This window comes from Maribacter sp. PR66 (genome assembly GCF_028464205.1).
Lineage (GTDB): Bacteria > Bacteroidota > Bacteroidia > Flavobacteriales > Flavobacteriaceae > Maribacter > Maribacter flavus.
The window spans coordinates 241,908-266,494 of record NZ_JAQPCH010000001.1 but is presented as its reverse complement, the minus strand read 5'-3'; the positions used below and the strand labels follow the sequence as shown (position 1 = coordinate 266,494).

Here is a 24,587-nt window from a genome sequence, read left to right as displayed (position 1 = left end):
TTATTTCTTTTTGCAGACGAATAATGTGTGGAATTCGCCCAAACTTATATCATCCTTCAATTCCAAACCGGCGGCTTCGGCAAGTTCAATAAGTTCCGTGGCCTTGTACATCTTGCTGTTTCCGTTGGCCAAGGCGGTAAAGTAGAGGGATGTGGCCTCCAAGGTAAACTTGGCGTTGTCAAATTTTTGTCGGTCCGTATAGGTCTCAATAATGATCAATTCCGTTTGGGAATCCATGGCATTAACGGCCGTTTTGAGAATTTTTAGGATTTCTTCCTTGGAGAAACAGTCCAAAAACTGGCTCATCCAAATCGTATCCGCACCCATGGGAATTTGCGGATTTTCTGAAAGCCAATCGATTTCACTTCCTTGGACCCTGTCCCCAAAACCTTGATCTGCGGTATTCTTCAAGGCTACCTTTAATTGTCCCGGTAAATCGAAAATATGCACGTTTACCTCTTCGTTGTAAGCACAACATTGGATGGCAAATTTACCGGTGTTTCCGCCAATATCGAACAACAGTTTGGGCTGGTGCCTAAAGACGATTTTTAGCGCTTCCTCAAAAATGCCATCGGAATAGAAGTGGTCAAAAGCGAACCATGACTTCTGGATTTCAGGTTTCAATTGGGAAAGTCCCTCATAAATTGTGGGCCAATTTCCCAATTCCTTGAGTCCGGCAGGTTTTCCTTCCCTGATGGATTCTTCTAAGTGGAAAAGTCCCTGGTAACAAACATCCTGGGTAAAATTCATGTTCACCTGGGTCATAGGATTGTAATTTAAGAAATACCCAATTTTGGTGAGTTCATACCTTCCGCGCTCGTCCATGGAGACAATGTTGGCACTTTCGGCCATTTCCAATAGTACGCTCAGGCCATACTCGCTCATGGAGAGTTCCTCACAAATTTCGGTAAGGGTGACCCCGCCTTTGGCTACGTTTTGAAAGATAAAGTCAAAAACGCCTAGGTTTTTCAACGAAACCGTGGTCTGGAATACGAAAGGGGCAAAAGCTATCTTCTGAGCCTCCTGCAGTGCATCAATGGCCTTAATGTATTTTTTTGGCATTTCTTAAAATCAAGGATTGAAAAAGGCGAATTTAATACCCCACACCATAATAACAAAGTTTATACCTTTTTAAAGATGACCGCGGTGTTGGAACCGCCAAACCCCGAGGCGGTCTTCAGGAATACGTTTAGTTCCTTATTGGTTGTTTTTTTGATAATGTTCATGGGCCTTGAGACGCCCAGTTCCTCAAAACCCAAAGAAGCGAACAAAGTGTTTCTATGCAGGGAATGCATGCCGATGATGGATTCCAGTAGGCCCGATGCGCCCAGGGTGTGCCCAAAATAACTTTTTAGACTGTTTACGGGTGTTTTGGATAGGCCGGCCCGTTCAAAGGCGATCGCCTCCATTTCGTCATTGAACATCGTGGCCGTACCATGTCCTGATATATAATCGATATCCTTTTTGCGAACACCGGATTGTCCCAGGGCATTTTCGATACTTCTGTACAGCCCTTCACCCGTGCGGGAAGGACCCGAAATGTGATTGGCATCGTTGCACGATGCCTCCCCCATGATTTGAACAGATTCCGGCGCAAGTTCCTTCGGGTTTTTGGTCACCAAAACACTGGCCGCCACCTCTCCGATATTGATGCCGGTCCGGGAATTGCAGTACGGTCTACAGGGTTCCAAGCTTAAGGCTTGAAAAGCATTGAACCCAGAAAGTATGAACTGGGTTACCAGATCTCCAGCCAACACAAGAATACGGTCGTACCTACCTTGTTTGATCAGCCTTTTGGCTACGGCAATTGACAGAACCCCGGAAACACAGGCATTGGAAACAATGATGGCCTTGTTTTTAAATCCGAAGAATTTCTGAACCTGTTCGCCCAATTCCGCAAGATAGGCCCTGGATTCCGCAAAATTACTGTCCTCCTCCAGGACATCTATGTTTCCTTTTGTGGTGGAAATAAGAAGTCCCGATCTTTCGTCCAATCCTATTTTTGATTTGTCTAGCGTGTCCGCAAGGGAAACCAACATCATTTTCTCCAAACGGGTGTGTCCTGTGTTGGGATTGAGGTTTTCATATCGTTTTTGAAGCTCCTTTGGGGCTATCCGTGAGGAACAAAAGGGCACATGCAATACCTTGTTGTCTTCATAGACCGACAACCCGCAGTTTCCTTTTTCGATACTATCGATAACCGTGGTACTATCAAAACCTAAGGAAGAAACGATGTTGTTATGTGATAGGTAAACGTTATCCATCCAATAAACCTACTTTTTTCTTCCACTCCTTAAAAAAATCGGGAATGACCAAGGAAAGTTCCCCTTGGAGTTCCACAAAAACCTGTATGGTTTCCCCGGTACATACCACTTTTCCTTCGGGATTCATGATTTCGTACCTAAATATCATTTTGGCGGCGGCAGAATCCACGTAGGTCGTCCTTATTTCGGCCACATCGCCATAGCGAAGGGGAAGTTTGTGTTCACAGGTCGATTTAACAATAGGCGATGAAAAATTATGCTTTTGCTGATCCAAATAGGAAATACCGTGGTGCCTTCCAAAAGCTTCACGCCCATCCTCAAAATATTGAATGTAGTTTCCGTGCCAAACGATACCCAATGGGTCGGTTTCGGTAAAACGGACACGTACCTTGCTGGTAAAACTGATTTCCTTGGAACTGTTAGACGGCATTTTTTCTTTCGTTATAAATTATGGCCACAACCGTTGTTGCAATGAAAAATAGGAAAAGGGCGATTATTTCCGGAAGGATTTCCCCAAATCCAACATTTCTCAAAAATACATCATAAAAGGCATTCAGTCCCCAGTTCATTGGGGACAGTTTTGAGAGCAGCTGCATAAAATGAGGCATGGCAAAAACGGGTACCCAAACCCCTCCAATGGCCGCGAGAATCACCACAAAGGTTGCCCCAAAGGGAGCCGATTGCTCCTGGGACCTGGCAACGGTTCCCAACAGCAGTCCCAAACCAATGGCCGCCAGCCCTGCAAAAAACGCAACGATCATCAACAGCGGAATTCTTCCCGCGACTTCCAGTTTTGGAAGTCCGATTACGGGAAATAGGTATACCCCCAACAATAACATCAATATAAATTGGAGAAGGGAAACGACCAAAAAGACAAGGGCCTTGCCGCCCAATACCGTGGCATACGGAACGGGCTGGGTTCTAAGCCTGATAAAAGTCCCTTGGTTTTTTTCATGTACCATATTGATGGATAAGGGCAAAATGATAAAGAAGATGGCGAACAGGGTCCAGGCCGGAATATTGTGCTGTGTGGAATTGGGAATTCCCTCTTTTTTGTTGGTATTCGGAACGATTTCCGTGAAGGAAATAAAACTTTCCGTATCAAAAATGGGACTGTCCTCTTCTTCGCCCAAGGCCTCTTGGAAGGCCTTGTAAATGGATTTGCTCTCAATTTGGGAAATCATTTTATCAATGTTGTTCCGCACCGAGCTTTTGAACGATTGTTGGGTGGCGGGATCAAAGTAGAGCCTGATTTCCTTTTTTTCGATTTCTAACTCTTGACCATCCTGTGTTTCTTCAACCCCAAACTGGGCCAATATTCCAGATACATTTTGGTCTATTTTCAGATGTAAATCCTGCGTTAGGTGTTTGGGTAGGATAATGGCCAATTGATATTCTCCTTTTTGTACCAGGTTCTGAGCTTGTTCCTCACTTTCTTCCCTAACGATTTCAAAAAGACGGGACTCCATTAGGTTATTTCCTACCTGGTCCGAAACTTCGCCTTTGTCCAAATCGACCAGAAGAATAGGTATCTTGTTTTCTTGGATGGTCTTAAAGGTATTGTCCTGTATCAGCGTGATGGTAACGACCAAAAGCAATGGCATCAGGAACAAAACGGCCAGGCCACCTGCATCCCTGGTGAGCAACCAGAACTCCTTTTTTGCCGATACCCAGAGTTTATGCATAATCGCGAAGGGCTTTACCGGTTTGGGCCAAGAAAACCTCTTCCAAGTGTTCCGCACCTTGTTCATTTTGGATCAATTCCTTGGGCGTACCCAAACATAATAGCTTGCCATGGTCTATAATCCCAACTTGAGTGCAAAAGGTTTCCGCTTCGTTCAAGTGGTGCGATGTATAAATAATGGTCGTTCCACGGGCATTCAATTCCTTTAAATAATCGATAATGACCGACTTGGACTGAACGTCCACCCCAACCGTTGGTTCATCCAAAAACAGTACTTTGGGACGGTGAAGGATACTGGCAATTAGGTTGATTCTTCGTTTCATACCACCTGAAAAACCCTTTATTTTTTTATGGGCGAATTTTTCGAGCCCCAAAATTTCCAAGTGTTCCTGTATGGAAGTTTTGAACGAGGGTCCTTTTAACCCGAACATACTTCCAAAATAATAGAGGTTTTCGTACGCCGTAAGGCTGGGGTAGAGGGCATATTCCTGAGGCACGATACCGATCAGTTGTTTCAGTTCCTTTTTGTGCGCGTTATAATCAAGTCCGTCTATCTTGAAGGAACCGGAAGTGGGCTTTATCAAACCGCTTAGTATGGAAATAAGGGTGGTCTTACCGGCGCCGTTAGGACCCAGCAATCCAAATATTTCCCCTGTTTGGATGTTCAGGCCCAACTCTAGAAGGGAGTACTGTTCCGCCTCCTTGTATTTTTTGGAAAGTTGGTCTATTTGGATCATAGGGTAAGACGACTTATACGGCTTTCTTCAAGGTTTTGAAAAAATGTTCTTCCCTGTCCGCAATTGCTTCTAATTGGACGGCCACATCTTCATAGCCGTTACTTACAGCGTTTCGGTTTTTATAGATTCGGGAGGCGTCCACCGCAAAATCACGCCAAGCGTCACCTATAGAAGTCATCTCCTTGGAAAGCTCCATGAGCTTGGGATTTTCCAGTAAAACACTGGCTTCTTGTAAGAATGCGGCATAAATGTACCTAAATCCGCCACCGCCCGTACCAATTTCCTCCTGCATACGCACGATTTGGCCCAAATAATGGTTCGCTTTTTTAGGCCCCAGTTTTTTGGGCCATTTACGAATGTTTTTGGCTACCCAACGCATGGCCTTAACGCCCACAATGGGCACGGGGGCCGTCATATCCCTGGCCGTCTGTTTGATTCCCTTTACGATGGCGCTTTTTAGTTCCAGTTTCTCTGGAAAGGAAATAGGGTAGTACATATGACCTTTGGGCGCAAAGGCGCCTTTGGCAAAGCGTACCTTTTCCAACTCCTTACTCGATAGGCTGGTAACCTCTTCCATTACGGGGTCACTGATCAAATATCGGTCTCCGTGTTTGCCGTACACGACCATATTATGGGCATTGAAATGGAAACGGTACTCGTCTGGAAAATACACGAGATTGTACACACCTACCTGAAGACCTACCGGATTGTTCTTTGCCAAATTCTGGTCCAGACGTTCCTGCGCCTTTTTTGGATTATTGAACTTTTCCCGTTTCATTTTTATGCCTGTCCGTTTGGCGAACCTATTGAAAATGAACCCTGGCATGGATCGGTAGGTGAACACGGGAGCATAGTTGACCTTTAAAAAAGGAAGGTAACTAAAAAGCAACCCAGAACCTATGCCAAAGACCATTGGCTCGCTTATTTGGAAACCGTTGTGTTTCATGAGGTTTGAAACCACGCCGTTTTCACAATGTGAGGACTGATTGTGGGTAAAGTCTATTTTAAGATTTTCCGTCATCAATGGATTTCAATTGTTCAATACTGATATCGAATACATCGGCATATTTCTGTAACGTCTTCTGGCTTAATTTTTTAAATACCGATGGTTTAAAGTGCCTTTTTACGCGCCATTGCCATAGGCCCATATAGCTAGCCAGCACGGGAATATCCATTTTATGGACTTCCATGTAATATTCAATGGGACTTGTCTCATGGTTCAGAACCCGATTCCTTGCGTTGGCCACGCGCTCCTCTATTTCCTTGATGGCGTTGTCCAAGGCAATTTTTTTAGGGTCCCAGCCGGTGCTCAGTGAAGTCGTGTATTTGCCATCTTTGTCCACTGCATAGACCATTTCCCTGAAATTGGCAGATGCCAGGTTGCTTTCGTCCTGCGGCACATCTTCTTTCTTCATACGTGTACTTCTTGGATCAAACAGTTCAACGTACAATCTACAATTAAATCGTCATTTCTAAAAGTGCTGGAGCTCATCGTGCAGATACTGACACCATTGAGATCGTACCGTGACAAGAGCTGTGCCTTTGTCACCAGAACCTCATGTACTTTTGGCAGTTCATAAATGCTGACCTTTTTTATGGCACTTATATAGCCGATGAGGTCATTGCTTGTACCTTCAAAATCCTTTACGTCGTAAAAACTTTGGCCAACAATCGCGGAACAGGTTTGGGCGGCGTTTTCTATGAGTCCCGCTTCGGTAAAATATCCGTTTTCCAAAAATATGCAGTGCGGCTGTATGTTGAATTCCGTAATTACGGAAGTACTGTCCACAAAGGGCATATCGGTTACCAAAAGCATGGGAGGCCTATGGGGCAAGAACTTCCGAATGTCTATTTTTTGCCCGTCCCTTTCCATTGGATTTATGCCAAAGCGGTTTTAATTTCACTGGTTGCGATCACTCTTTCGCCACATTCGACTTTTGCCTCCACCAAGGTAACACCCATGATATCGTGAAGAATCGTGACCGTTGTAACCAATTCCGAACCCAATTTGGGCAATTCGAAAATTTCGGCTTTTTTAATGGCGCCAATGTATCCTACAGGAGCAGGTTCATTTTTTAAATAGTAGGTATAGCCTTTGTGCATGGCCACGGTTTGGGCCATATTCTCGATCAGCCCAGGCTCCAAAAATAGTGCATCGACACAGAAAAGGTTTTCGCTTTTCACGGTCAGTCCCGATACAATTTTATGTTCTGAAAAATGGTGCAACGTATCGACCATTACAAACGGATTTTTTTGGGGTATCAGTTCGATGATGAATTCCGAATCGGTAATTGGGGGTTGCAATCGTTCCATCTAATAGACGGTTAAATAAGCGTACATGTAGGAAAATCGGGCACTTTCCGGAACATGAAGCAAAATTCTGTCCCCTTTTTTCAAGTTTCCCGATGCTACAAGCTCTTCCAGCATCACATAAATGGAAGCGGCACCCACATTGCCTACCCGCTCAAGGTTCAAAAACCATTTTTCCCATGGCATGGGTATCCCTTGATTTTCCATTTCCTTGTACAGGCCTTCCTTAAAATAATACGAGGAGATGTGGGGCAAATAATAGTCTACTTCCCCTGGGCCTATGCCATGTTTTTCATACGCTTGTTTTAGGCTGTCCACTCCTTTGACCAAGATGTTGGCGCCCAATAAACGGGTGTCCTGTTTCATGGCAAATAGAGACATCTTTCCCCAATCCTCTGCGGGATATTCACTCCAGGGTTTTAGATTGCCATCCTCGGTTTTTTCGGCGCCAGCGTACATACATGCATCCATTTCGAACGCATACGAGTAACCCTCCATCCACTCGATTTTCAGGGGATTGGGTCCTTTTGGCTTACTTTCCAATAAGAGGGCGCCTGCGCCATCGGAAAGCATCCATCTAAGGAATTCCTTGTTAAAGGCCAACATGGGATTGTCCTCCAATTCCTTTAAATGGGTGACCTCGTTTTCAAAAATATCGTTGGTCATCCAAGATGAGGTACGTTCGGAACCGGCACATACGGCATTTTCCACTTGTCCTGTCATTACGGAGAGATAACCGTACTTTAAGGCATTCATTCCGGAACAACATGCCCCGGAAGGCGAATTGATCTCCATGTTGCCATTTTTCAAGTACCCATGCACCATGGCCGCATGCGACGGCAAAATTTGATCGGGACTGGAAGTGCCACAGGACAATAGTTGAATGTCCTTGGTGGTGAAACTCTCATCACACAGTTTCTCCACCACCTCTTTGGTCAGTTGTGCATTGTTATGGGTCGTATTGCCCTGTTCATCAATGGCATAATACCGTTGTTTTATTTGATTGTTGCGTAGGACGATACGGCGAGCTTTGGAGGCCTTTCCATCTATAACTCCCAGTTTTTCCTCCATTTCCTCATTGGATACGGGTTTATTGGGTAAAAATTTGGCAATTTTAGTTATAAATACGTCCTTCATCAATTCTCTTTTAACGCAACTGAGGAATAATAGATTTTATCCCTTTTCCTTCGTTTATAGCTTGGCAAATAAGTCAGCAAAAATACGACAAAAACTATAGGGGCTATGACCCAAATAGCAAATAACAAATAAATTTTGAAGAAACCAATCCATTTGAGGCGTTTGGGATTTCCGGGTTCGCCTTTCTTGATAATGTGGTTCGCCCATTTGGAAAAAAGTACGTTTCCCCTTTTATCGGTCATGATGAGAAAGGGATTTACGCTAACCCCGTTAAGGGCTAAAATTTCACTTTGGAGGTTGTCATAATTATTGGAAAGCAGGGCTTGCTTAATGGGAGCCCCAAACCGCTCTGCTTCTTTAATGTCCTTATCAGATACCCCGGGTTTTGGAAAAATACCCAAATACCGGTCCTTTCTGCCTGAAAACATCCAATGAGCGATGGTAATTACACTGATATGATTGATATTTCTATCTACAAGGGCGATATGCCCCACCAACTTCGCCCCCACATCAAGCAGGAGTTTCTTCATTTTCTCTTGGGCCATGATCCACATATTTCTACAGGCCACCACCGTAACCACTGGGGTGTCCTTAAGAAGTAATTTTGCATCGGCCGACTTTAAAAATGAGTTTATGGGAATCGATGGGGTCAGATACCAGACCGGATAGCCTAAAATCACCAAATCGTACTTTTTGTCCAAAATCGTTTTGGATGGAGATTCAAAATCGGTTGGAATCTGAAGGAAAGATTCCGGAAAGCTATCATAGAATTTTTCCTTCTTCCAGGGAAAGTCGTATGCTGGTTTCGGCACTACTTCATAATAGGAAATACGAACGTTATCGCCTTGGATGTTTCTTGCGATATTTTCCAGTATGGTCAATAACTGTCCGGTCTGGGAATAATATATAATTAAAACTTCCTTCATTTCTTTAGACTGTCTTTCCAAAAGTCAAAATAATTGAACCATTGATAGGGATACCTTACTAAAATCCATTCCATGCTTTGGGTGAATTCACTTAGTAAGGCTTGTGGATTCCGTGCCTTGGCAACCGCTTGTTTCGCGTAAAGATGGTATTCTTTTTTTGGGCCTTTCAGGACATACACGAATAGTACGGGCACCTTTAAACGGGTGGCCAAAAGATAGGGGCCCAATGGAAATTCAGCTTCGGCACCCAAGAATTCCTGTTTTAGGGTCTTGGTGCCTGGAAGGTATCTATCTCCCGTAAAAACGACCAGACCACCCTGTGCCAGGGCATTGTGTATTTCAAAGATGTGCGACATATCTTCTTGGACCACAATAAACTCCATGGAGGATTTTGATACAATGCCGTCCATATACTCTTTTATATTCTCATGTTCCGCATGTGTGGTCACCATGAAAATCTTTGAAATGGAATAACGATCCTCCAAAAAATAATGGGAAACCTCAAAGTTTCCAATATGTCCGCTTATTAAGATACCACCCTTGTTTTGTTTAAGCAACTCATCAATATGCTCCATGCCGTCATGGGTATATTGATATCTGTCCCTGAATTTTGTAGAAATGGCGACCCTGTCCGTCAACACCTTGCCCAGCATGTAATAGCTTTTGTAAATGGCGGCAATACTTTTTAACCGGGTGTATTTGAGTCTTCCATTGAAATAATAGAAAATGGACTTGGAGCTATTAAAGGAGAACAGGAAATAATACAGGACTACGAACCTCAGAATAAAATAGGCCGTGCCAATTCCAAAAGTGTTTAGGAAAAAGATATATAGCTTATAGCCTAGGACGGTACCTTTAGATTTTCCTTCCCATTCCGTCGCCATGTCTCTATGTTCTTTGGGATTTTATCGGCTCCGCCGAAGAATTTGATATCCCTTGGCTTGCCGCAAAATTGAGGTTCGGTTTCATATGAATGCCTCCGGGGCGCGCCCAGAGGTAGTTTGCTAATCCAGTTTTCGTTCTATAAGGTTGTAGAAATCCTGAAGGGTCACAACGTTGACAAAATCCTCACCAACCAATTTCACTCCAAAATTGCTTTCCACGGCGACCACCAAATCCACAAAATCCAAGCTGTCCAGGCCAATCGTATCCTTTAAGTTTGCGTTGGGTTCCAATGCTTCCTCCTCTACTTCAAAATCTTCTATCAAAAAGTCGTTTATCTTCTCGATTATGGTTTGTTTGGTCATCATTTTATCGGTCAACATTTTTTACGATAAGTGCGGAGTTTGTACCGCCAAATCCAAATGAATTGGACAAAAATACATCAATTTTTTTATCTATGGTTTTGTTGGCCAAGTTAAGTTTTGCCGAGACTTCATCGGGGTTTTCAAGGTTAATGTTTGGAGCCACAAAGCTGTGCCGCATCATCAACATGGAATAAATAACTTCACTGGCCCCGGCCATCCAACATTCGTGTCCCGTCATGGATTTTGTGGAACTTATCAAAGGGTTACTTTGACCAAATACTTCATAGAGCGCCTTTGCTTCGTTGGCATCCCCTACAGGCGTTGAGGTCGCATGGGCATTTATATAATCAATGGCAGCCACATCTATGTTGGCATCCTTTAGGGCCTTTTGCATGGCCCTGGATGGGCCGTCTACATTGGGAGTCGATATGTGGTCCCCATTGGAAGAAAAGCCATAACCAATGACCTCACCTAAAATAGGGGCACCTCTTCTTACGGCACTCTCATAACTTTCCAGGATAAGGGTGGCTGCACCACCACTGGGAATGAGTCCATTTCTGTCTTGGTCAAAAGGTCTGGAGGCCTTGGTAGGGTCGTCATCCCGCAAACCAAAAACACCCAAACCGTCAAAACTTGCCATAGAAATGTGGTTGGTTTCTTGTGCCCCCCCGGCGATTATACAGTCTTGCAGCCCGCTTTTAATCAAATGATAGGCCAATCCAATGGAATGCGAACCACTGGCACAGGCTGCGCTTAGGGTTAGATTTATCCCCCTCAATTTAAAAATGGTGGAAAGGTTCATGGTTACCGTAGAGTTCATGGCCTTAAAAATGGCACCCGATCCTACGAGCGTTGTATCTTTTTTCTCTTTTATGGTGTCCACGGATTCCACCACGGACAGTGCCGTGCTATCGTTTCCAAAAATGATTCCAACTTCATTCTTCTCAAAAAAGTCTTCCGTGATTCCAGCATTCTGCATGGCCTCGACCGTGGCGACGTAGGCATACCTGCTTTCCTCGCCCATGCTGATTCGCTGTCTTCGGGAGAGCATCATTTTTAGATCGGGATCCTCCAAAATACCGGTGAGGGGAGATCTAAAGCCAAACTCGGTTCGAACGGGGTCGATACCAATTCCGGATTTTCCTTGGTACAGGGACTCCTTGACTTCATCCAGATTCTTTCCAATGCAGGAATATATGCCCATACCCGTAATTACGACTCGCTTCATCTGCCTCTGCGTTTTCAGTTCATCAGGAATAGATACCTCCGTTGATATTGATTACTTCGCCCGTAATATAGGATGTTTTGTCCGAAGCTAAAAATGAGACGACATGGGCAACTTCCTCGGCCTTGCCAAATCTGTTAACGGGTATCATTTTTTTAAGCTCCGTTTCGTCCAATTCCTCTGTCATATCGGTTTCGATAAACCCAGGTGCTACCGCATTTACGGTGATTTTTCTCTTGGCAACTTCCTGTGCCAAGGCTTTTGTAGCTCCAATAACGGCGCTCTTAGCGGCGGAATAATTTGTTTGGCCCGGGGTTCCCTTAAGTCCGGATACGGAAACGATATTGATGATTCTGCCATATCTATTTGTAAGCAGTTTTTGGATGAGGGCATTGGTCACGTTATAAAAACCATTCAGACTGGTGTTTATGACCGATGACCAATCTTCCATCGGCATCCACATGAAGAGTCCGTCTTTTTTTATACCCGCATTATTAACCAATACCTCGATAATGGCATTTTTATTTTTTTCATGCCATTCGTCCAAGGCGTTTTTGACACCTTCGGAATCGGTCACGTTAAATTGCAGGATCTGCCCGGAGCCACCTACTTCCTCTACCATAGTCAATGTTTCTTGAGCGGCTTTTTTGTTACTGTTGTAATTTATCAAAAGGTGATACTCCAAATCCTTGGCCAATTGAATACAAACGGCCCTTCCTATTCCCCTAGATCCACCGGTGACCAAGGCATATTTGATTTTTTCGGCTCCCATTAAAAATCCTTCATTAATTTTTCACGAATGGCTCCGCATTTTGGTACCATTTGTTGCCCAAAAGTTCTCCTTTCGTGTTGAAAAAGCCCCATCCCTCTTTTGATTTTATTCGGGCGAAATCCCCTAAAAAGCCCTTGTCGTTGTTTCCGGCCAAAAAAGCGAATCCTGCGGTGATGTCATATTCCATAGGAATAATAAGGTTTCCCTTGGTATCTATAAAACCCCAATCCTTATCTTTGACTGGGGCCAACCCGTTTTCTGAATAGATTTCGGCATCCTTATACTGGAAATCGATTACTGTTTTACCTGCTGTGTTGATATATCCCCACTCTTTGTTTTCTGCAACAGGTGCCAAGCCGTTTGAAAATGCTCTTGCCTTCTTATAAATCGGCTGAATCACCCATTCCCCTTTTGAATTTACGAAGCCTGTCATCTTATCCTTTCGGGCATAAGTGAGACCGGAACTCCCATGAAAGTTCCAAACTTTATCCGCACCTGGGATAACATTGAACGATCCATTGTGGATAATTCCAAAATCGGCGCCTTTTTTGCCATACACTCCGGCTTCGTTCCAAGTATTCCCAATTTCTTCGTACTCAACTGGGATGACCACTTTTCCTTTATTGTCTATCATTCCCCATAATTCCCCATTTTGAACCTTCGCATATCCATCCCTAAAGGATTGGATTTCATCATAGGTAGGCTCTAGGACTATTTTTCCATCGGTACCTATGAGTCCTATTTTATCACCCTGACGGATAAAGGCGACGCCGTCTTCAAAGTCATAGAATTTCTCCGTGGAAGGAACTTCCAATTCCTTTCCGCTAGAATCGATATACCTCCATCGGTCCTCTTTTAGAACCAGGGCATATCCGGAATTGAAATATTTGACCTTGTCGTAAATCGGTTCTATGGTCCAATCCCCACTGGTATTGATATACCCCCATAATTTGTCCTTTTCTACGGCCGCTAAGCCTTCCGAAAAGCTTTTGGCCCCTTCATATTGCGGTTGGATTACGTATTCGCCGGATTTGTTAATGTAGCCGAAGAGGTCGTTTTCACGGACCAGTGCCAATTCTTGGGCAAAAGAAATGACAAATGAAAATAGGGTCAAAAGTGTTAAAAGTCGTTTCATGATTTCATATTTTGATGGTTAATAATATAGCTCTTTACTTGATTTACATAAGGATACATGACGGTATCTTCTTTGAATGGGGGAACTATCTTACGAACCGCATCGTACATTTTTTTGGTTTTGGAAGAAACCTTATCGGCCACTCCAAGGTATTCGATCGCTTGAACGATCGTAATCATTTCTATGGCTACTACTTCATAGGCATTTTCGATTACTTTTTTGGTAATAAGGGCGGCATTGGTACCCATACTCACAATATCCTGATTGTCATTGTTATTGGGGATGCTGTGAACATACATGGGATTGGACAACATTTGATTTTCCGCGGTGGTAGAAGTTGCCGTAAATTGAACCCCTTGCATACCGAAATTTAATCCTAATGTACCTAAATTAACGAAAGGAGGCAAAATATTGTTCAATTTGGAATTTAGCAAATAGTTAAGTTGTCGCTCCGCGAGCATGCTCATCTTAGTGACAACTATTTTTAACTTGTCCATTTCCAATGAAACGTAATCCCCATGGAAGTTTCCGCCGTGGTATACATGTTTCTTTTTCACATCCACAATGGGGTTGTCATTGGCGGAATTTACTTCCTCGATTAAAATACGTTCCACTTTGTTGAGCGTATCCCAAACAGGCCCCAGTATTTGGGGAACACAACGAATGGAATAATATTCTTGGACCTTTTCCTCAAAGACCGATACTTCGCTACTGGAATTGTACAAGTGATGTTCGCGCTTGCGCGTTAGGGAACTATCTTTTAAATGACTCCGCATAGCGCGGGCAATTTCTTGTTGGCCTTTGTGTTTTTTGGTGCCGTTGAGCGCTTCGGACAAATGGTCGTCATAGGCTTGCACGATCTCATTTATGGCCGATGAACAGGAAATGGCCCATTCCAACAAGCGCCGGGTGTAAATCGTGTTTACGATACCAATTCCCGTCATTACTGAGGTTCCGTTCATAAGTCCCAAACCTTCCCTAAGGGCCACTTTTATGGAGCTGATGCCTTCCATTTCAAAGACCTCACTGGTAGGTCTTCTTTTCCCTTTGTAAAAGACCTCCCCTTCACCGATCAAGACCAGGGCCAAATGTGCCAATTGGACCAAATCACCGCTAGCTCCAACACCGCCATGTTCATAAATTAAGGGGACGATGTTTTTGTTGAGTAATTCTGCCATCACTTCAATAACCGAGACATGAACCCCGGAATTTCCCAAACTCAAGGTATTTAAACGGGCCAACATGGCCGCTCTAACGTATTTTGGTTCAATGGGATTTCCCGTGCCGGAAGCATGGCTTCGTATTAAATTGTACTGTAGGTCCAGGGTCTGGGAATCCTTGATTTTGTATTGGGCCATGGGCCCAAAACCTGTATTTACCCCGTAAATGACCTTGTTTTTGGAAAATTTCTTTAAGAAATTATGACTTTCTTCTACAGTATCCAAAAGCTCCTTGGAAAGCGTAAGGGGCTTTTGATCAAAAATAATATCATAAAAATCCTGAATTCCTAGACTTCCTTTAATTTCTGGCATGTATGGTTGATTCTATAAGGTTTAAATAATACCTTTAGTCTATGTAATTGGTCTTGCAGAAGCAAATTTAAAATAATTAGTGAACTAGGTTCAGGATTGTTCTGGAAATCGTTTTTAGATGAAAAAGGAAAAAGTGGACATATTGATAATAGGGGCGGGACCTTCCGGTTCCGTTGCGGCGGCCTATCTCTTCAACGCAGGTTTTAAGGTGAAAGTAGTGGAGAAAAACAAGTTTCCAAGATTTGTTATCGGTGAAAGTTTGATCCCCAGATGTATGGACCATTTTGAGGCAGTAGGTCTTCTGGATTGCCTCAAGAAAAAGAAATTTGAGCTTAAAACCGGGGCCCGATTTTTACAGGGTCCTAAGGTGTGCGAATTTGATTTCAGTAAAAAGCATACCAAAGGCTGGGACTGGACATGGCAGGTTCCCAGGGCGGAATTTGATAAGACCTTGACGGACGAACTGTTGTCACGTGGGGTTGATATCGAATTTGAAAAGGAAGTTTTGGCCGTCGATTTCAAGGAGGACCGTTCCGTAACCACAATTATGGATGAAGAAGGCAATTCTTCTGAAATCGAGGCAAAGTTTATCATAGATTCCAGTGGTTTCGGTCGGGTGCTCCCTAGATTGTTGGATTTGGAAAAACCATCGGAAATACCCAAGCACTCCTCCATTTTTACCCATGTGAAAGATGTTCGAAGACCTGAAGGCTGGGAGGGACATCGCATTACCTTTGATATCGTAAGCCAGGAAACCTGGCTATGGGTCATTCCTTTTTCCAATGGCTACACCAGTATAGGATATGTGGGCCCCACGGAGTATTTGGAATCCTTTGAGGGCCCCACTGAGGAAAAGTTGCGGCAAATGATGAAATTGAGCGACCACTATCATGACAGGTTTGAAGGCCTGCCCTATGAATTTGAACCCAAAATGATAAAGAACATAGCCAAATCCGTCAAACAACTCTATGGTAAGGGCTATGTACTTACGGGCAATAGCGCGGAGTTTTTAGATCCCGTGTTCTCTTCCGGAGTAACGTTTGCAACGGAATCGGCACACTTATCGGCAAAATTAATTGCCAAAGAACTTAAAGGAGAGGAAGTGGACTGGGAAACCGAGTACTCCCAATATATGTTGGAAGGGGTGGATGTATTCTCTACCTATGTAAAGGAATGGTATACGGGCAACCTTCAAAAAATTTTTTTTAACGATTCTGAGAATCCAGTAATCAAGGAACAAATCTGTTCCGTTTTAGCGGGCTATGTTTGGGACAAGACCAATCCGTTTGTGAAAAACCATCATCGTTTAGTGAAGGCTGTGGCCCATTTCACGGATTTGGAAAAGGAGAATGCCAGTCTTTCCTAATTTAAATTGGTACTTGCAATAATCAATCATCAATAGTAGTAGATACCATCTGCCGGAACTTCCATCCGGTATCGTCATTAACGGGTCCCTGTGTTTGCTTCATAATTATACCGATGACATTTTCCTTGGGATCCGCAAAATACTGGGTGTTGAAGTAGCCGCCCCAGCTAAAGGTACCCTCGCTTCCTTCGCCTCCGGCCATGGCGCCTTTTTTGTTCACAATTTCAAACGCCAGTCCATAATCCTTGCCACCGTCCCAAATAGTGCCAATTTGATTGCTCAGGATGCTGTTGACGGTAGTTCTGCTAAGAAGTCGTTTTCCGTTCAGTTCGCCTCCATTGAGGTACATCTGTAAAAAATTGGCGTAATCCCTTGCCGTACTTGATAATCCTGCTCCGCCTGAAAAAAAGGTTCCTGGGCTGTTAGGGTAGTCAATATCGAAAACAGGGGTTTCAAAACGTTTCCATTTGTTCCCGTCCTTATATTGAACGGCTACCAACCTATCCGCTTTTTCCTTTGGGAGGTAGAAATACGTGTCGTTCATTTGTAGGGGTTCAAAAATTCGGGTGCGCAAAAATGCATCAAATGGCATTCCTGAAACGATTTCGATAAAATATCCCAATACATCCAGACCTTCACTGTAGGTCCAGGCCTCGCCTGGTTCATGGTGCAGGGGTAGCGTGGCTAGTTTTTTTATATTCTCCCCGATACGAATTTTTTCCGATGTAAACGCGTCAATGATTCCGGCCTTCGCGTATATTTTGCGAAAACGGGCGTCACCGTCGATCATGCCATAGCCAATACCCGATGTATGTGTTATAAGATCTCTAATGGTAATTTGATTTTCCGCAGGTTTTGTGGTATAGGTGGAATCGGCTTCGTTAAAGGTATCCAGTATTTGAGCGGCCTCAAATTGCGGGATATATTTTGAAATGGGGTCGTCCAATTTAAACTTGCCCTCTTCCCAAAGCATCATCACGGCCGTGGCGGTAATGGCTTTTGTTTGGGAAGCTATCCTAAAAATGGCATCTTTTTCCATTTCCTCGCCTTTTTCGGTATTTGCCATACCGTAGGCCTTATGAAAGACGATTTTCCCATTTCTCGCAATGAGGGCAACGGCCCCAGGTAGATTGCCCTTTGAAATTTCGCTGCTTAACATCAAGTCGATCTTGTCCAATCGTTCTTGGGACATGCCTTGGGCAGATGGAGTGCCCTCAGTTAGTGTCGGACTATTTTGAATGGAATTTGTTTGTGCCGCTAGGCAAAGGGAATAAAGCAACAGAAGATGGGCTGCGAGGTTTTTCATTTTAAGGGTGTTTGGTATGATTTTTTTAAATGTAGTAAAAGTTTTTCTTATTTAATCGGTAAAATGTGCGGACTAATATTGTATGTATTATATTAGTTGCCATTCTTTTGTGCGAATTTCATAATTTCCGAAAATTTCAATTTAGATTTTTTGTAATCAATTGAAATACAGCATTCAAGATGTAATAAAGTAAAATAACCAACAAACCTCCTTCCTATGGATTTTCTTTCAGTGTTCTCTTTTTTGGGATTTACCTTACTTGTAGCCATTATTGCTTGGTATGCCACAAGAACTACCAATGAAAAATCATCCGATGGTTATTTTTTGGGCGGGCGTAGCCTAACAGCGGGGGTCATAGCGGGATCCTTGTTGCTTACCAACCTGTCCACGGAACAGATTGTTGGCTTAAATGGAAGTGCTTATAAAGACGGATTGTCCGTAATGGCTTGGGAAACCCTTGCGGCCATGGCCATGGTGGTTACGGCCGTATTTTTGTTGCCTAGGTATTTGAAGGGCGGATTGACCACGGTTCCGCAATTTTTGGCGGACCGCTTCGATGTTACCACCAAAACGATTACCTCCGCACTCTTTTTGACAGGTTATGTAGTGGTCCTTTTGCCGGTCATATTGTATTCTGGATCTGTGGCCATTAGTGGTATGTTCGATGTGCCGGGTATGTTCAATATTTCTGAATCCGCCGCCTTGGTCTATTGTATTTGGGGGATTGGCATCATTGGGTCTATTTATGCGGTTTTTGGCGGACTCAAGGCCGTGGCCGTTTCGGATAGTATCAATGCCATAGGTTTGATTATTGGGGGCTTATTGATTCCCATTTTTGGTTTGATGGCCATTGGGGATGGAAGCGTGACGCAAGGTTTGGACGTTTTAATGACTGCCAATCCGGAGCGATTCGATTCGACAGGGGAGAAAGGACAGGAGGTACCCTTTGTGACCATATTTACGGGGATGATGTTGGTACAGCTTTTCTATTGGGGCACCAACCAACAGATCATTCAAAGGGCCTTGGGGGCCAAGAACCTCGCCGAAGGCCAGAAAGGATTGTTATTGGCCGCTTTCTTGAAAATTTTAGGGCCCATAATCCTGGTACTACCGGGAATGATAGCCTACTATTATTTTGAGGGAGGATTGGCTTCCAGTGATTTGGCATATCCGGAATTGGTGCGGGCCGTATTGCCTAAAACCTTGGTCGGGTTTTTTGCCGCCGTTTTGTTCGGGGCTATCCTAAGTTCCTTCAATAGCGTGTTGAACAGTTCTGTAACCCTGTTTGGTATCGACATTTACAAACAGCATATCAACAAGGAGGCTTCCGAAGCTACGGTAGTCAAATACGGTAAGATTTTTGGGATTTGCTTGGCCTTGGCCGCGATGTTCATTGCCCCATTGATTGCCAATGCGGGAAGTTTGTTCAATTACCTTCAGGAAATCAATGGAATTTATAGCATTCCTATTTTCACGATTATCGTAGTGGGATATCTCACCAAGCGTGTTCCGGCCATTGCGGCCAAAATTGGAATCTTTTTGGGTTCGGCGCTGTATATTATCAGTCAGTTCATCATGAAGCCCCATTTTATTGGAAAATCTTTGGAGGAGGCAAAAAATGCCGGTATAACAGACCCGGCACAGCTTACTTTGGTAGAGGCCGATGCTTATCCACATTACTTGCACGTAATGGCTATATTGTTCATGATGAACTGTATCATTATGCTTGTTATAGGTAAGTTTTATCCACGGAAGGAGGCCTTTGAATTACGCTACACGGAACAAGTGGATATATCGCCATATAAGTATGTAAAACAAGGAGGTATTGCGGTTGTGTTGATCGTTGTTACCATTTATGTTTACTTTGCAAAATAATCTAGAACTGTAAGTTAAGTCCAATTTGCCCCGGACCAAACGTCAGGTTCCAACTTACATTTTTATCATGGTCATTGTATTTTTGATCGTATTTGGAATCCAGATAACGATCTATGGACTCCACTGTGGCGATGCTAATGGCGAAAGCAAATACCATATCGCTCAGCCAATGTTGTCCGTCCCAGACCCTAGATATACCCGGAATGGCACCAACGGTATAAATACCGGCCTTGACCCATGGATTTTTAAATTGTTTGGCGATCGCGTATGCATTTGTAAAGGCCAAAATGGCATGACCGGATGGGAATGAATGAAAGTTCCTACTAGGATTAAAGGGATCAAAGGTGTCTTTTCCCAATTCTGCTAGTGGTCTTGCCCGCCCTACTGCGGACTTCAGTACTTGTTGCAATAATCCGGCCGAAGTCGCCGATGCTACCAATAGTACGCCCGTACGACGCAATTTTTCATTTTTAAGGATCAATCCTGTAAAATAGACACCTGAAGTCGCCAAGTAATTGTTCTCTGGATTCCCATAGGTTTCCCCATAATCCCGTATCCACTTGGGCACACCTTCGCGATTGTTTCTTATAAACCGTGAGGTATTGTCATCAAAAAGATACACAAATCCCGTTCCACCCACCACGGCACCAAAATCCGCCCATTGTTTTCCTTTCCAGTGAAAGGGTCTGGTATAGGAATGGCCAACACTGGTAAAAATGTTCCCCATGTCATAAGTGAACATTTTCCAACGTGTGTCTACCGTGTCTGGAGGTGTTGTCTGGGCATTTGAATACAGGGATATGGATAGAGTTATTAAAAGAAAGTATTTCAAAATAAATGTTTAAGATTTTAAAACTATTAAAAAATTTATTTTCACATATGCCATAAAAATAAAAAGCTTGACCCATACCGAGTTAATTTTGAGAGCACTTGGGTCATTATATTATTTTGCGGTATTCAGGTAAAAATAACGGTAGCTAGTCTAAACGTATTGGCGTGTGCCTCAATAATGGTTTTGATTTCCATGGAATACCCTCCTCCCATACTACATTGGACCGGAATTCCATGTTCTTTGCAGGTCTTTAGGACAAATTCATCACGTTGTTTGCAACCGTTCAATGTTAGTGCAAGAGTGCCCAGTTTGTCCGTAGCTAAAACATCCACCCCGCAGAGATAGAAAATAAAATCGGGCCGATGTTTTTCTATCAGCCCGGGCAGGGTATCCCTTAGAATCGAGAGATATACTTCGTCGCCAGTTCCTTTTTCCAACGAAATATCCAAATCCGATACCTCCTTTTTAAAGGGGTAATTCCCTGAACCGTGCATGGAAAAGGTAAACACGGAAGCATCGTTTTGGAAAATTTCCGCTGTACCGTTCCCTTGATGTACGTCCAAATCCACGATCAGTATGCGGTTTGCCAAGTTTTTGGACTGTAAATATCGTGCACCTATTGCTTGGTCGTTCAGCATGCAAAAGGCCTCTCCTCGATTGCTATAGGCATGATGGGTACCTCCTGCAATGTTCATGGCAACACCATATTGTAGGGCATATTCACAGGCTTTCATAGTGCCATCGGCAATGATCCGCTCCCGTTCCACCAAATTCTCGTCCAGTGGAAATCCAATTTTTCGGGCCTCCTTATGAGGAATTTTAAGGTTTAGGAGGTCATAAAAATATTCGGCATCGTGGGCGGCAACGATGTACTTGTCATTTGGGATTTCCGGGGCAAAGAAATTTTCATCGGTACAAGTCCCTTCATACAAAAGCTGCTTGGGTAACAGTTCGTATTTGATCATCGGGAACCGATGTCCTTCCGGCAACGGATGTTTGTAAATGGGGTGGTAGGCGATTTTTAGCATCGATGGACTATCAATATGCAAAAATATGGAAACCTTAATTACCTTTGACCCTAATGAAGACCTCAATAACCAAAGATGTTGCAAAATGCCAAAAGCTTCTACTGGAAGGTGAATTGGTTGCCATTCCCACGGAAACAGTATATGGTCTTGCCGCCAATGCGTTGGACAGTAAGGTGGTAAAGCGCATTTTTGAGATGAAGGGCCGGCCGGCGTTCAATCCCTTGATCGTTCACATTCACCAAATGGATCAGTTATCTATCTTGGCGAAGGATATTCCCCAAAAGGCCTATGACTTGGCCGAGGCTTTTTGGCCGGGTTCCCTAACCTTGATATTGCCCAAGCAGGATATAGTGCCTGAAATCATTACCGGTGGCAAGCCTACCGTGGGGGTGCGAATGCCAAATCACCCGTTGACGCAAGAACTTTTAAAAGGCTTGCCATTTCCCTTGGCGGCCCCCAGTGCCAATCCCTTTACGCGGGTGAGTCCAACCTCTGCCCAACATGTGTGGGACTATTTTGGTGACCGAATTCCAGCTATTTTGGATGGTGGTCCTTGTCAGGTTGGTTTGGAATCCACCATTGTGGGATTTGAAGGGGAGGCTCCTATTTTATACCGAAAAGGGGGCATTCCCAAGGAGGCCATTGAGGCTGTCGTTGGTGAACTAAGAGTATCCACAGAAAATGAAATAGCCCCGGAAGCCCCTGGCATGTTGCTCAAACATTACTCGCCCAAAACCCCATTGGTGGTATGTGATAATATTAAAGAAAAACTAAAGGAGAATTCTCTAAAAAAGGTAGGTGTTCTATCATTCTACGAGGAAGATTTTCCTTTGGCCACAAAAGTGATTGCCCTATCCAAAAACAAAATGATGGAAGAGGCGGCCACGTCCCTTTTTGAGGCTTTGCATATTTTGGATGCGAGCGGTCTGGATTTGATCCTTGCCGAACGCTTTCCGGAAAAGGGCTTGGGCAGTAGCATCAACGACCGCTTGTTCCGGGCGCAGAACTAAAACACTTTTTATATCCTAGCCTTTGTGTAGCTTCAATTGTATCCGTTTTCTAGGAATATCGACGGACAATACCTTTACGATAACCTGCTGATGAAGGCTTACATGGGCATTTACGTCCTTTACGAAACTATCCGAAAGGTTGGAAACATGGATCAGGCCACTTTCCTTGATGCCGATGTCCACAAAACAGCCAAAATTGGTAATGTTGTTCACGATGCCAGGCAACAACTGTCCGTCCCGCAAATCCGATATGGTTTTTATGTTTTGGTCGAAAGTGAAAACCTTTGCCTTTTCGCGACGGTCGAGTCCGGGTTTTTCCAATTCGGAAAGAATATCCTCCAAAGTGGGGAGGCCAATGGTGTCCGTGCAGTAATTTTTAAGATCGATTTCCCTCAGGAGGGCCTTGTTTCCAATAAGTTCAGATATTCCCTTCTTTTTGTCCGATGCCATTTTTTGTACGATGGAATAGCTTTCCGGGTGTACGGCGGAATCGTCCAAGGGATTTTCGGCATCCTTTATCCGAAGAAATCCAGCACCCTGTTCAAAGGCTTTTCCGCCTAAACGGGGAACCTCCATAATTTCTTGCCGACTCCCAAATGGTCCGTGGGCCGTTCTATGGGCCACGATGTTTTCGGCGAGTTTTGGGCCAATACCGGATACGTAACTCAACAAGGGAACACTTGCCGTGTTGATGTTCACCCCAACGGAATTCACACAGCTTTCTACCACGTTATCCAAGGATTTCTTCAATTTCGATTGGTCCACATCGTGCTGGTATTGCCCCACACCAATGGACTTGGGGTCAATTTTTACCAATTCGGCCAAAGGGTCCGCCAAGCGCCTTCCAATGGATACGGCTCCACGTACGGTAACATCGTAATTAGGAAACTCGTCCCGGGCAATTTTCGAAGCCGAATAGATGGAAGCCCCGGCCTCACTGACAACAAAAACCTCAATGGGATTTTTAAAGGCAACCCTCTTTACCAAACGTTCCGTTTCCCTGGATGCGGTTCCATTTCCAATGGCAATGGCCTCAATTTTATAGGCATCGGCCAGGGAACTTAATTTTTTGATAGCTCCGGTAACATCGTTCTGTGGGGCATGGGGATATATGGTTTCATTGTGCATAAGGTTCCCTTGTTCGTCCAGACAAACCACTTTACAACCGGTCCTAAATCCTGGGTCAATCGCTAAAATTCGTTTTTCGCCCAAAGGAGCCCCCAACAACAACTGGCGTAGGTTTTTGGAGAAAACTTTAATGGCCTCATCGTCCGCTTTTTCCTTGGCATTTTTGAGCAGTTCATTGGAAAGGGAAGGAAACAATAAACGTTTATAGGCATCGGCAATGGCCAATTCAATGTGTTCAGAAAAGGCATTGTTGGTTTTGATGATTTTGTTCTCGATGCGTTCCAGTATAGGCTCGTTCTCCAATTCTATTTTTACTCGGATAATTTTTTCCGATTCCGCCCGTAAAATGGCCAATAATCGGTGCGACGGACAACGGTTCAAAGGTTCGCTCCAATCAAAATAATCCCGGAATTTCTGGGCTTTTTCACTTGTGCTGAGCGTAGTCGAAGCATCCTTCATTGCCGAAACCACTTTTGTGGTAATCAACGCGAACCGTTCCAACTGGTTCCGGATAATATTTCTAACATCAGTGCGTTCATTGATCCATTCGGCAATGATGTGTCGCGCACCTTCCAAAGCTTCGTCTTCGTTTTGTATTTCAGGACCCAGATATTTGGAAGCTAAAAACTCTATATCGTCCGAACGTTGCGCCATGATGATTTTGGCCAAAGGTTCCAAACCTTGTTTTCGGGCTACCTCGGCCTTGGTCTTTTTACTTTTTTTGAAGGGGAGGTATAGGTCTTCCAATTGGGTCAAATCCTTGGCGGATTCAAACTTGGCCCTAAGTTCCGGGGTTAAAAGGTCTTGTTCCTCTACCGCCTTAATGATGGCGATTTTCCGTTTTTCTAGGGCCTCAAATTGTTCCTTAAACTGAACGATACTACCAATCTGTACTTCGTCCAATCCACCTGTTGCTTCCTTCCTGTAGCGAGATATAAAAGGGACGGTACAATCTTGGTTTGATAGGTCAACCGTGTTATGGATGGATTTTTCTGATAGCTTCGAATGAAGCATGATGTATTTGACCAAATTGTAATTATTGGTATCCTTCATAAATCAAATAAATATGAATT

General features: G+C 43.9%; 24 protein-coding genes. 3 read left to right on the top strand and 21 right to left on the bottom strand.

The genetic code is table 11. The annotated features are described in order from the left end of the window. From PP181_RS01100 to PP181_RS01020, 17 genes are all read right to left on the bottom strand, one after another. Positions 1 to 1,062 (bottom strand): methyltransferase, encoded by a 1,062-nt coding sequence (locus PP181_RS01100; protein ID WP_272635651.1) that lies wholly within the window; start codon positions 1,060 to 1,062, stop codon positions 1 to 3. A gap of 59 nt (positions 1,063 to 1,121) precedes the next feature. After that, a complete protein-coding gene (locus PP181_RS01095; RefSeq protein ID WP_272635649.1) occupies positions 1,122 to 2,264 on the bottom strand; it encodes a beta-ketoacyl-[acyl-carrier-protein] synthase family protein in 1,143 nt (380 codons plus the stop codon). Then, entirely contained in the window at positions 2,257 to 2,694 is a 438-nt protein-coding gene (locus PP181_RS01090) for an acyl-CoA thioesterase (RefSeq protein WP_272635648.1), read from the bottom strand. The genes PP181_RS01095 and PP181_RS01090 overlap by 8 nt, the downstream gene beginning before the upstream one ends. Further along, the gene (locus PP181_RS01085; RefSeq protein WP_272635647.1) at positions 2,684 to 3,949 is read right to left on the bottom strand and encodes an ABC transporter permease; all 1,266 of its coding nucleotides are present in this window, start codon (positions 3,947 to 3,949) and stop codon (positions 2,684 to 2,686) included. Before PP181_RS01085 ends, PP181_RS01090 begins: the two co-directional genes overlap by 11 nt. After that, entirely contained in the window at positions 3,942 to 4,685 is a 744-nt protein-coding gene (locus PP181_RS01080; RefSeq protein WP_272635646.1) for an ABC transporter ATP-binding protein, read from the bottom strand. Before PP181_RS01080 ends, PP181_RS01085 begins: the two co-directional genes overlap by 8 nt. Before the next feature lie 13 nt (positions 4,686 to 4,698). Then, the gene (locus tag PP181_RS01075) at positions 4,699 to 5,706 is read right to left on the bottom strand and encodes a BtrH N-terminal domain-containing protein (RefSeq protein WP_272635645.1); all 1,008 of its coding nucleotides are present in this window, start codon (positions 5,704 to 5,706) and stop codon (positions 4,699 to 4,701) included. After that, the gene (locus PP181_RS01070) at positions 5,690 to 6,100 is read right to left on the bottom strand and encodes a hypothetical protein (protein WP_272635644.1); all 411 of its coding nucleotides are present in this window, start codon (positions 6,098 to 6,100) and stop codon (positions 5,690 to 5,692) included. The genes PP181_RS01075 and PP181_RS01070 overlap by 17 nt, the downstream gene beginning before the upstream one ends. Next, positions 6,097 to 6,558, bottom strand: coding sequence for an ABC transporter permease (locus PP181_RS01065; RefSeq protein WP_154917428.1), 462 nt, complete (start codon positions 6,556 to 6,558; stop codon positions 6,097 to 6,099). Before PP181_RS01065 ends, PP181_RS01070 begins: the two co-directional genes overlap by 4 nt. Before the next feature lie 5 nt (positions 6,559 to 6,563). Continuing rightward, positions 6,564 to 6,998: a hypothetical protein gene (locus PP181_RS01060; RefSeq protein ID WP_154917427.1), complete on the bottom strand. Its 435-nt coding sequence runs from the start codon at positions 6,996 to 6,998 to the stop codon at positions 6,564 to 6,566. Continuing rightward, positions 6,999 to 8,132, bottom strand: coding sequence for a beta-ketoacyl-ACP synthase III (locus PP181_RS01055; RefSeq protein WP_272635643.1), 1,134 nt, complete (start codon positions 8,130 to 8,132; stop codon positions 6,999 to 7,001). Further along, positions 8,132 to 9,058 carry a flavodoxin family protein gene (locus tag PP181_RS01050; RefSeq protein WP_272635642.1) on the bottom strand — a complete coding sequence of 309 codons (927 nt, stop codon included), beginning with the start codon at positions 9,056 to 9,058 and terminating at the stop codon, positions 8,132 to 8,134. The genes PP181_RS01055 and PP181_RS01050 overlap by 1 nt, the downstream gene beginning before the upstream one ends. Continuing rightward, complete coding sequence (locus PP181_RS01045) at positions 9,055 to 9,942, bottom strand: LpxL/LpxP family acyltransferase (RefSeq protein ID WP_272635641.1); 888 nt, start codon at positions 9,940 to 9,942, stop codon at positions 9,055 to 9,057. Before PP181_RS01045 ends, PP181_RS01050 begins: the two co-directional genes overlap by 4 nt. A gap of 120 nt (positions 9,943 to 10,062) precedes the next feature. After that, a complete protein-coding gene (locus tag PP181_RS01040; RefSeq protein ID WP_272636195.1) occupies positions 10,063 to 10,305 on the bottom strand; it encodes an acyl carrier protein in 243 nt (80 codons plus the stop codon). Positions 10,306 to 10,309: 4 nt separating this feature from the next. Further along, positions 10,310 to 11,533 (bottom strand): beta-ketoacyl-[acyl-carrier-protein] synthase family protein, encoded by a 1,224-nt coding sequence (locus PP181_RS01035; protein ID WP_272635640.1) that lies wholly within the window; start codon positions 11,531 to 11,533, stop codon positions 10,310 to 10,312. A gap of 22 nt (positions 11,534 to 11,555) precedes the next feature. After that, positions 11,556 to 12,287, bottom strand: a complete 732-nt coding sequence (fabG, locus tag PP181_RS01030) for a 3-oxoacyl-ACP reductase FabG (RefSeq protein WP_272636194.1) — start codon at positions 12,285 to 12,287, stop codon at positions 11,556 to 11,558. A gap of 28 nt (positions 12,288 to 12,315) precedes the next feature. After that, a complete protein-coding gene (locus tag PP181_RS01025; protein WP_272635639.1) occupies positions 12,316 to 13,437 on the bottom strand; it encodes a WG repeat-containing protein in 1,122 nt (373 codons plus the stop codon). Further along, positions 13,434 to 14,969 (bottom strand): HAL/PAL/TAL family ammonia-lyase, encoded by a 1,536-nt coding sequence (locus tag PP181_RS01020; protein ID WP_272635638.1) that lies wholly within the window; start codon positions 14,967 to 14,969, stop codon positions 13,434 to 13,436. The genes PP181_RS01025 and PP181_RS01020 overlap by 4 nt, the downstream gene beginning before the upstream one ends. A 118-nt stretch (positions 14,970 to 15,087) precedes the next feature. Here PP181_RS01020 and PP181_RS01015 point away from each other — a divergent pair, with 118 nt between their 5' ends. Beyond that, positions 15,088 to 16,335, top strand: coding sequence for an NAD(P)/FAD-dependent oxidoreductase (locus tag PP181_RS01015; protein WP_272635637.1), 1,248 nt, complete (start codon positions 15,088 to 15,090; stop codon positions 16,333 to 16,335). Positions 16,336 to 16,357: 22 nt separating this feature from the next. On the opposite strand, the gene PP181_RS01010 is transcribed toward PP181_RS01015, so the two are convergent. Then, positions 16,358 to 17,641 (bottom strand): serine hydrolase domain-containing protein, encoded by a 1,284-nt coding sequence (locus PP181_RS01010; protein ID WP_272635636.1) that lies wholly within the window; start codon positions 17,639 to 17,641, stop codon positions 16,358 to 16,360. Positions 17,642 to 17,857: 216 nt separating this feature from the next. Between PP181_RS01010 and PP181_RS01005 the strand changes: the two genes are divergently transcribed. Further along, positions 17,858 to 19,516, top strand: a complete 1,659-nt coding sequence (locus PP181_RS01005) for a solute:sodium symporter family transporter (RefSeq protein WP_272635635.1) — start codon at positions 17,858 to 17,860, stop codon at positions 19,514 to 19,516. A gap of 1 nt (position 19,517) precedes the next feature. Here PP181_RS01005 and PP181_RS01000 read toward each other — a convergent pair whose 3' ends face one another. Together PP181_RS01000 and PP181_RS00995 are read right to left on the bottom strand one after the other, a co-directional pair. Continuing rightward, positions 19,518 to 20,348 (bottom strand): phosphatase PAP2 family protein, encoded by an 831-nt coding sequence (locus PP181_RS01000; RefSeq protein WP_272635634.1) that lies wholly within the window; start codon positions 20,346 to 20,348, stop codon positions 19,518 to 19,520. Positions 20,349 to 20,473: 125 nt separating this feature from the next. Continuing rightward, positions 20,474 to 21,376, bottom strand: a complete 903-nt coding sequence (locus PP181_RS00995) for a histone deacetylase family protein (protein WP_272635633.1) — start codon at positions 21,374 to 21,376, stop codon at positions 20,474 to 20,476. A 53-nt stretch (positions 21,377 to 21,429) separates the two neighbouring features. Between PP181_RS00995 and PP181_RS00990 the strand changes: the two genes are divergently transcribed. Next, complete coding sequence (locus tag PP181_RS00990; RefSeq protein WP_272635632.1) at positions 21,430 to 22,386, top strand: L-threonylcarbamoyladenylate synthase; 957 nt, start codon at positions 21,430 to 21,432, stop codon at positions 22,384 to 22,386. A gap of 15 nt (positions 22,387 to 22,401) precedes the next feature. On the opposite strand, the gene PP181_RS00985 is transcribed toward PP181_RS00990, so the two are convergent. Further along, positions 22,402 to 24,567, bottom strand: coding sequence for a Tex family protein (locus PP181_RS00985; protein WP_272635631.1), 2,166 nt, complete (start codon positions 24,565 to 24,567; stop codon positions 22,402 to 22,404). Positions 24,568 to 24,587 lie beyond the last annotated feature (20 nt).